The 9,451-nt window shown below is 34.1% G+C and carries 6 protein-coding genes; 5 read left to right on the forward strand and 1 reads right to left on the reverse strand.

All coding sequences use genetic code 11. The annotated features are described in order from the left end of the window. The first annotated feature begins 139 nt into the window (after positions 1 to 139). The 5 genes from ygeW to J5G60_RS13620 all read left to right on the forward strand — a co-directional run bounded on the left by ygeW (position 140) and on the right by J5G60_RS13620 (position 7,452). Positions 140 to 1,336, forward strand: coding sequence for a knotted carbamoyltransferase YgeW (ygeW, locus tag J5G60_RS13600; protein WP_150358471.1), 1,197 nt, complete (start codon positions 140 to 142; stop codon positions 1,334 to 1,336). A 118-nt stretch (positions 1,337 to 1,454) separates the two neighbouring features. Further along, positions 1,455 to 4,475 (forward strand): putative selenate reductase subunit YgfK, encoded by a 3,021-nt coding sequence (ygfK, locus tag J5G60_RS13605; RefSeq protein ID WP_150358472.1) that lies wholly within the window; start codon positions 1,455 to 1,457, stop codon positions 4,473 to 4,475. A gap of 24 nt (positions 4,476 to 4,499) precedes the next feature. Next, a complete protein-coding gene (gene ssnA / locus J5G60_RS13610) occupies positions 4,500 to 5,828 on the forward strand; it encodes a putative aminohydrolase SsnA (RefSeq protein ID WP_150358473.1) in 1,329 nt (442 codons plus the stop codon). A 169-nt stretch (positions 5,829 to 5,997) separates the two neighbouring features. Continuing rightward, positions 5,998 to 6,582 (forward strand): TetR/AcrR family transcriptional regulator, encoded by a 585-nt coding sequence (locus J5G60_RS13615; protein WP_150358474.1) that lies wholly within the window; start codon positions 5,998 to 6,000, stop codon positions 6,580 to 6,582. Positions 6,583 to 6,690: 108 nt separating this feature from the next. Continuing rightward, positions 6,691 to 7,452 carry a sulfite exporter TauE/SafE family protein gene (locus J5G60_RS13620; RefSeq protein ID WP_150358475.1) on the forward strand — a complete coding sequence of 254 codons (762 nt, stop codon included), beginning with the start codon at positions 6,691 to 6,693 and terminating at the stop codon, positions 7,450 to 7,452. Between the two features lie 95 nt (positions 7,453 to 7,547). On the opposite strand, the gene J5G60_RS13625 is transcribed toward J5G60_RS13620, so the two are convergent. Further along, positions 7,548 to 8,912 (reverse strand): nucleobase:cation symporter-2 family protein, encoded by a 1,365-nt coding sequence (locus J5G60_RS13625; RefSeq protein ID WP_150358476.1) that lies wholly within the window; start codon positions 8,910 to 8,912, stop codon positions 7,548 to 7,550. Positions 8,913 to 9,451: the final 539 nt, after the last annotated feature.

Consider the following 9,451-nt stretch of genomic DNA (forward strand, 5'->3'; position numbering starts at 1 on the left):
GTCTTAGAATATTGACAAAGTAAGTATATTATTATAATATTTAATTAACTAGTTAATCAAATATTTAATAAAATTTAGTTCCCGTTTTAGCGTGGATTTCTATAAGTTCATAAATGAATTTAAAATTAGGAGGGTAATTATGTCTGAAATTAAAAATTTAATTCAAAAACTGGGAAATTTGAATTATGAAAAAATGTACAATAATGATTTTTTCCTAACATGGGAGAAAACAGATGAAGAACTTAAAGCCGTGTTTACAGTGGCCGATATTCTTCGCGAAATGAGACAAAATAATATTTCCACAAAGATTTTTAAAAGTGGACTTGGTATTTCAGTATTTAGAGACAATTCCACAAGAACAAGGTTTAGTTTTGCCAGTGCCTGTAATTTACTTGGACTTGAAGTACAGGATTTAGATGAATCTAAATCTCAAATTGCACATGGTGAAACCGTACGTGAGACGGCAAATATGATTTCTTTTATGGCTGAAGTTATAGGAATAAGAGATGACATGTTCATAGGTAAAGGCAACAAATACATGCATGATGTAGCTGATGCGGTTAAACAAGGCTATGAAGACGGCGTATTGCAGCAGCGTCCATCTCTTGTAAATCTTCAGTGCGATATAGATCACCCAACTCAGTGTATGGCAGATTTATTGCATATGATACATTATTTTGGTGGCATAGAAAATCTTAAGGGTAAAAAAATAGCAATGACATGGGCGTATTCACCTTCTTACGGGAAACCCTTGTCAGTTCCGCAGGGAATCATAGGATTAATGACAAGAATGGGTATGGAAGTTTCTCTGGCTCATCCAGAAGGATATGATCTAATGCCGGAAGTAGAACAGGTTGCTGCGAGAAATGCAGAACTGAGTGGTGGTAAATTTGTTAAAACTAATTCAATGACAGAAGCATTTAAGAATGCTGATGTTGTTTACCCTAAGAGTTGGGCATCCTTTGCTGCTATGAAAAAAAGAACCAACTTATATGGAGAAGGTAAATTTGATGAGATAAAAGTTCTTGAAAATGAACTATTGGCAGAAAATGCTAAACACAAAGAGTGGGAATGCACTGAAGATATGATGAAACTCACCAAGAGTGGAAAAGCTCTTTATATGCACTGCCTTCCAGCAGATATAAGCGGTGTGAGCTGTAAAGAAGGAGAAGTAGCGGCTTCGGTATTTGATCGCTATCGTGATCCACTATATAAACAAGCTGGATATAAGCCATATATTATTGCAGCAATGATAATGCTCAGTAAGGTTAGAAATCCAATTGAGGTACTTAATAAGCTTTTGAATTCAAATGTACCTAGATTTTTAGGAAAGTAAAGAACAGATTACATTAAAGAGTGACTCAAATTTATTTTGAGACACTCAATTCATATAATGTCAAAATAATCTATGAGATGTTATTGAAAATTTATTTTGTTTGGAGGGAGAATGAAAAATGAGTGATAGAATGTGCCCCATTTCTTTTGAAAAAATGATTAATTGGATCATTACAGAATTAAATGAAAATGGCACTATATTCGGAATTCATAAAGGCAAATTTTATAAAAATAAAGAACACAAATCTGCTGTAATATTTAATGAAAAATTATCTTCACCTTTGGGACCGGCAGCAGGTCCTAATTCTCAACTTGCTCAAAATATTATAGCGGCATATTTGACAGGAAGCCGTTTTATTGAACTAAAAACAGTACAAGTTATAGATGGAGAGGATTTGCCTGTAGCAAAACCATGTATTCATGCTCAGGACGAAGGTTACAATGTTGAATGGTCTACTGAATTGAAGGTTCAGGAAGCTTTTAATGAATATATAAAGGCGTGGTTTTTACTTCATGTTCTAATGAAAGAGCTTGATTTAAGTGAAAAAAGGGATTTTATGTTCAATATGAGTGTGGGTTATGATCTAAAAGGCATAAAGTCTCCTAAAATAGATGCCTATATCGAGGGAATGAGAAATGCTGTCAATACGGAAATATGGAAAGAATGTAAACAAGTACTTTCTTTAAATATGAATTTATTTAAGAAATTTAGCGAAAAAGATTTAGATAATATAGATTCTACTATATGTTCTTCTATTACATTGTCTACTTTACATGGATGTCCCCCTGAAGAAATAGAAAAGATTTCGAATTATCTTCTTGAGGAAAAGCATTTAAATACATTTATAAAGATGAACCCTACTTTGTTGGGAGAGAAATTTGTCAAAAATACCTTTGATAAAATGGGTTATGATTATATAGAATTAAATTCAAGCAGTTTTACAAAAGATCTGCAATATGCCGATGGAATAGCTATGTTGGGGCGATTGAAGGATAAGGCATCAAAATTGAATCTGGAAATAGGAGTAAAATTAACCAATACACTGCCAGTTAAAATAGTAAATGACGAACTTCCAGGTGAAGAAATGTATATGTCCGGGAGAGCTCTCTTTCCACTTACGATAACTCTGGCAAGCAGATTGTCTAAAGAATTTAATGGGGATTTGCAGATATCTTATTCGGGAGGAGTTGATTTCTTCAATGTAGATAAAATTTTAGCTGTAGGTATACAACCGATTACATTTGCTACAACTATTTTAAAACCAGGTGGATACGAGAGAATAACCCAGATGGCAAAAAAAGTGGAAGGACAGCTTAAAGGAAGCATTTCCTGTATTAATGTGATTCAATTGGAGGAACTTGCGAAACATTCATTAAAGGACAAACATCATCTCAAAGAATTGAGAACGGTGGACAGCAGAAAGATTTCTAAAGAACTTCCAATTTATGATTGTGCCATAGCGCCTTGCAGTATAGGATGTCCTATAAATCAGCAAATTCCTGAATATGTGAATTTGGTAGGAAAGAAAAAGTATGACGAAGCTTTTTCCATAATTGCAAAAGACAATACATCTCCAGCAATTACAGGTACAATTTGCAATCATAATTGTCAGTATAAATGTACAAGGCTTGATTATGACGAGTCTGTGCTCATTAGGAATATGAAGAAAATAGCAGTGATAAATTCTCAAGATAGGTATGTGGAGAATATCAAACCGGTAGAATTGAAGAGTAATAAAAAGGTGGCAGTTATAGGTGCAGGTCCGGCAGGACTTTCAGCAGCTGCATTTCTCAGAAGAAATGGCATTGATGTAACGGTAATGGATAAAAGGGAAAAGCCTTATGGTATAGTAGAATATGTAATTCCGGAATTCAGAATTTCTTCAGATATGATTAGGAAGGATTTTGAATTGGTTAAAAAGCATGGAGTAAAATTTAAATTTGGTATAGACGGAGTTTTTGATATAAATAGATTGAAGAAAGAATACGATTATATAGTGATTGCAACAGGTGCATGGAAGCCTGGGAAGATATCACTAGAGGAAGGAAAGGAGAAAGTAGTTGATGCCCTGGCATTTCTGGAAAAATTCAAATCAGAAAAAGAAAGCATAAGATTAGGAAAGCATGTTTGCGTTATCGGAGGCGGCGATGTCGCAATGGACTCTGCTAGAGCTGCCAAGAGAGTATATGGCGTTGAGAATGTATCCATAGTTTATAGAAGAACGAGAAAATACATGCCAGCTACACTGGAAGAATTGAAATTGGCCAGCTCAGAAGGCATTCTGTTTAAAGAACTCCTCTCACCTAAAGCTGTGAGAAAAGGTGAACTTGTCTGTGATGTAATGAAATTGGGCTCAAAGGACAGCTCGGGTAGGAGGAGACCCGAGGTAACAGGGGAAATTAAAAAACTACCGGCGGATACAGTTATTTTTGCAGTGGGAGAACAAATAGATACGGACCTATTGTCCAGTAATGGAGTAAAATTGAATGACAGAGGATTTCCTGAGATAAATGATTTTTGTGAAACCAGTATCCCAAAAGTATATGTGGCAGGAGATGTTAAAAAAGGACCATCTACTATTGTAAGTGCTATAGCGGATGGAAAGATAATAGCTAAAAATATATTGACAAGGGAAAACCTAAATAATGATTTTGCAGATAAAAATATTTCCTTAGATATAAAAGAATTATATAACAAAAAGGGAATACTTAGAGATCCTGTCTGCGAAGAATATGAATCGGAAAGATGTCTTGCTTGCAGCCATATTTGTGAATTATGTGTTGATGTGTGTCCGAACAGGGCCAATGTACTGATCAAAGTTGAAGAAAATTTCGAGTCCAAACATCAGATTTTACATGTAGATGGAATGTGTAATGAGTGTGGAAATTGTGGTATCTTCTGCCCTTACGATGGTAACCCTTACAAAGATAAAGTGACTCTTTTCTGGTCAGTGAGAGATTTTGAAAATAGTACAAATAAGGGCTTTGTCATATTGGATAGGGAAAAGTCTCTATTTAAAGTTAGAAAAGAAAATGGACAGGTTACCGATTATATACTTGGGGATAAGAATGTTGTTTCAAAGGAGATGGAATCCATAATTAATACCTGCATGAAGAAATATAATTATATGTTAAAATAATTTATAGGTTAGGAGGAAGGATAAATGTATCTTGTTGGAAATGGCAAGGTTATTACTAGAGATGAAATCAGACCCATTATAGATAATGGTTGTATTGCAATTGATGGGAACAAAATTATGGAGGTTGGAACCACAGAGAATTTGAGGACAAAATACGATGATGCCAGATTTATAAATGCAAAAAATAGGCTCATTATGCCGGGATTTATAAATACTCATATGCATTATTACAGTACTTTTGCTAGAGGCATGGCCAATGACAGCCCACCTGCTAAGAATTTAGTTGATATACTTACAGGGCTATGGTGGAGACTGGATAGGACTCTCACACTGGAAGATGTGTATTACAGTGCCATAGTTCCCATGATAGATGAAGTAAAAAATGGAGTGACAACGGTTTTTGATCATCATGCCAGTGCACATGCAGTTAGAGGAAGTTTGTTTAAAATTGCTGAAGCTGCGGAGAAGATAGGGATTAGAAGTAATTTGTGCTATGAAACTTCTGATAGAGATGGAGAAAAGATAGCTGATGAAGGTATTGCTGAGAATGTAGAGTTTATTAAGTATTGCAACCGTAAAAATGATGATATGCTAAAAGCTATGTTTGGACTTCACGCTTCCATGACAATATCGGATAAAACTTTAGAAAAATGTTTAAATGCTATTTCAGGTCTGAATACAGGATTTCATATTCACACTGGTGAAGGCGTTCAAGATATGATAGATTCAAAAGCTAAATATGGTAAGGGAATTGTAGAGAGATGGTATGATGCGGGGGTGCTTTGTGATAAGACTATTTTGGTGCATTGTATTCATGTGGCTGAGAAAGAACTTGATCTAATCAAAAAGAAGAATGCCATAGTAGTCCATAATCCGGAGTCCAATATGGGAAATGCAGTGGGAGCTTCTCCTGTACTTGAGATGTATAAAAAAGGAATATTACTTGGACTTGGAACGGATGGGTATACTACAGATATGATGGAATCCTATAAAGTCGGAAATCTTATTCATAAACATGTAAAAAAAGATTCAACAGTGGCGTATACGGAAATACCAAATATGTTGTTTGAAAACAACAGGAAGATAACTGAAAGATTTATCGATGGACAGGTAGGAATATTGAAAGAGGGAGCATTAGCTGATGTAATTGTAGTTGATTATAATCCACCTACTCCTATCAATAAAGATAATGTCAACAGCCATCTGCTGTTTGGTGTTAATGGGAAATGTGTAGATACAACTATTATAAATGGAAAAGTCATTATGGAAGACAGAGAACTTATTGATATTGATGAGGAAGGTATTATGGCAAAGAGCCGTGAACTTGCAAATAACCTTTGGAAGCGTTTCTAAAAATTGATTTTATAAAGATAAATTCCGGTAAGATAAATTTTTGCCGGAATTTATCTTTATGTTGAAATTAAATTCATTTTACTTTAAAATTTGGAGTATATGGAGTTATTGTTAAATGTCGAACTCATTTAATGTGTAACTTGTTAAGAGAAGAGAGGTTATTGATAATATGACAAAAGATATAAAAAAAAAGATACTAGATGCTGCTATGAAAGTGGTATCCAGGGAAAAAATAAGTGGAACACGTATGTATATGATAGCTGAAGAGGCTAAAATGAGCCAGGGTAATTTACATTATCATTTTGCCACTAAAAATGACATAATGACATCACTTTTAGATGAGGTACAAGAAAAATTTTCTGCTTTACGTAAAAATTATATTGATTTAAAAAATAAAGATGCTAAAGAGAATATTAAGGGTCTTTTTGATCAGAAAAAAGATGAAATTATGAATAGAAAAGAATTGGAATATATTCAATTTGACTACTGGGTCCAGGGAACAGTAAATGAAGAGATAAGAAAAAAATTTCAGAATACCTTTAACATATGGAGAAATAATGTAAATGAAATATTGGAAAAAGGTGAATCCATAGAAAAAGTGAATGATGAAATCAAAAATATGTTACCGTTTATAATGGTATCTTTAATGCTGGGTGGTTCATTACAATATCTTATAGATGAGGGGAAATTTGATCTGGATAAATATTTTAATGCAGCGGAAAAGCTCATATTTGATGAAATTTTTCAAAAGTAGAATTATTTATAATATATAATTTGGAAATGAGTGCGGGTTATCTTATGTGAATTTAAGCTCATTTCCATTTTTAAGCATTAATTTATCATAGGAAAAGAGGAATTTTAATTGACACTAGAAATTATAGTAGTTATGTTTATAACAGGTGCTATTTTAGGATTTGTAGGAGCGGGAGGTTCAGGATTCATAATATCAATTCTAACTGTAATATTCCATTATCCAATCCATACATCTCTTGGAACAGCCCTTGCAGCAATGATTTTCTCATCCATTTCGGGTTCTTTAAGCCACTATAAAGAGGGAAATGCCGTATTGAAAGTTGGGATTGCAGTTGGACTATTTGGTGCAATAGGAGCGTGGACTAGCTCTAATTTTTCATACTTCATACCGGCTGATAAATTGAAATGGATTACTTCTGGAATGTTGTACTTGTCAGCGGTGGTCTTGTGGATCCGTATGTTTATAGTTTCACGCAACTATGCAAATATAGATAAGTCTGGTGACTTACCTCATGGAGTGAAATTCTGGATATCATGCGGCAGCATAGGTTTGATTACTGGTGCTATTTCAGGTATGTGTGGTATAGGTTCTGCTTCCTTCATCCAAATTGGTTTAATGTTTATACTGGGAATGTCAATACGTGAATCTGCTGGAACTACCATGATGGTAATCGTTCCCATAGCTTTAGCTGGTGGAGCTGGATATTATCATTTGGGATATTTAAACATTCATTTGCTGATTGAAGTGGTAGCAGGTACAATGATGGGATCTTATATAGGTGCCAAACTTACAAGGCGGGTTCCTGTACCTATACTAAAAACTGCAATGATTTTAGTACCTATTACAGCAGGTACTTTACTTTTATTTTGATCAAGAGAGATTATGTATTTTTATCCGATTTACAATAATATAAAAAGAACTGCCTTAAAGTATTTTTAGGCAGTTCTTTAAATACATAGATTAGTTTATTTAATTTCAGTATTTTTTATATTCTGTGAATTATTACTGCTTTTGACGGCGCTTTCATGATGTCCGTGATTTAAAAAGGCGTTGAGAATTACAGCTGTTACAGTTGCTGTTACAATTCCACTACTGAATATGGAATTAAATATCTGAGGAGTATTTTTTAATAAATCTGGAACCATAGTTACTCCAAGACCTAATCCTATAGAACAGGCAACTATCAGCATGTTTGAATTTTTGTTGAAGTCTACGGAAGAAAGCATTTGAATACCTGCAACGGCAACCATTGCAAACATTATGATAGTTGCTCCTCCTATAACAGGCTGAGGAATAATAGTAGCTAAAGCGGCGAATTTCGGAATTAATCCAAGAGCAATGAGGATGATACCAGAAGCCACTACTACGAAACGACTTGTTACCCTGCTCAGAGCTAAAAGACCTAAATTCTGATTGAATGTAGTATAGGGGAATGAATTGAATATGCCACCTAAAAGTGAGGAAATACCCTCTGCTCTTATTCCACGAACAATATCCTTTTCACTTATATCCTTGTCACAGACCCTACCTATTCCAAGGTAGGTACCGGTGGATTCAATCATTACTGTAAGCATTACAAAACACATCATGATTATTGTACCTATGTTGAATTTAGGTATACCAAAACTGAATGGATGTACAAAGCTCAGCCATTTAGCGTTTGTGACTACAGAAAAGTCAACCATACCCATGAAGGATGCTACTATAGTACCAATCACAATACCATTTAAGATAGATATGGATTGAAAAAATCCCTTTAAGTATTTATTTGATAATAAAACTATAACGATTACAAATCCAGCTAATAAAAGATTTTTTATATTTCCAAAATCCTTTACACCACTGCCACCTCCAATACTGGTAGCGCCTACATTGATTAATGAAAGACCGATCATAGTTACGACAGTTCCTATTACTACATTGGGAAAGAGCTTCAATATTTTCCCGTATAGTGGAGCGACCAGAAACATAAATATAGCTGATACTATTATAGCTCCGTAAACCGTTTGCATTCCAAAATTTTTACCGATAATAATTATTGGACCAACTGCTGCAAATGTACATCCCAAAATTGCGGGAAGTCTTATTCCTATAAAGTTTCCAATACCAATAGCTTGTAGTAAAGTTGCGATACCACAGGTAAATAGATCTGCGGCTACCAAAAGCGATAGATGTTGTGGAGTCAGCCCTACAGAGCTGCCAATTACCAAAGGTACTGCTACAGCACCTGCATACATAGCAAGTACATGTTGAAGTCCTAAAGTGGCGAGTTGAGGAATTGGCAGCATTTGATTTACTTTGTCTACTTTTTTTACATCTTTTTCTGTCATGTATAGTCCTCCTTTAAAATATAATCTTTATCTAAGGGCTACCATATTTATTACAGAGTTCAAAGTGAAAGGAGTAAATATCAATTAATGGTAATTTTAGGTAATAACCAAAATCTACCAAAATAGAACGCTGATATTTAAATATGTGCCTAGATAAGTTTTTCTAAGGTTCATATAGGAAAAGCATTCTTTATCCGATAGCTACCTGCTCTAATACTGCCACTTCTATAAGTGACAGATAAGGGCAGCTACGCCCCTGGATAACGATTTCTAAACTTCAGATGGTGTCAAAAACCCTACCTGAAGCAAAGAACTCTGTTTATGCATGAATTCTACTTGAACCTAATGGTTATTTGATATTTATTATTAAAATGGCAATTCTAATATAAATGTAGCATATAAAAGAATTTCCATAAGAGTAAAAGAATTTTAATAAAATTAATTAACTAGTTAGTCAATAAGTTATTACTTCTGATCATACAATATTAAAAAAATATTGTCAATATTTTAGCAATGAAATTATTGTTTAAATAATATAT

Source organism: Clostridium sp. HV4-5-A1G (assembly GCF_900184915.1).
Classification (GTDB): domain Bacteria; phylum Bacillota; class Clostridia; order Clostridiales; family Clostridiaceae; genus Clostridium_B; species Clostridium_B aromativorans.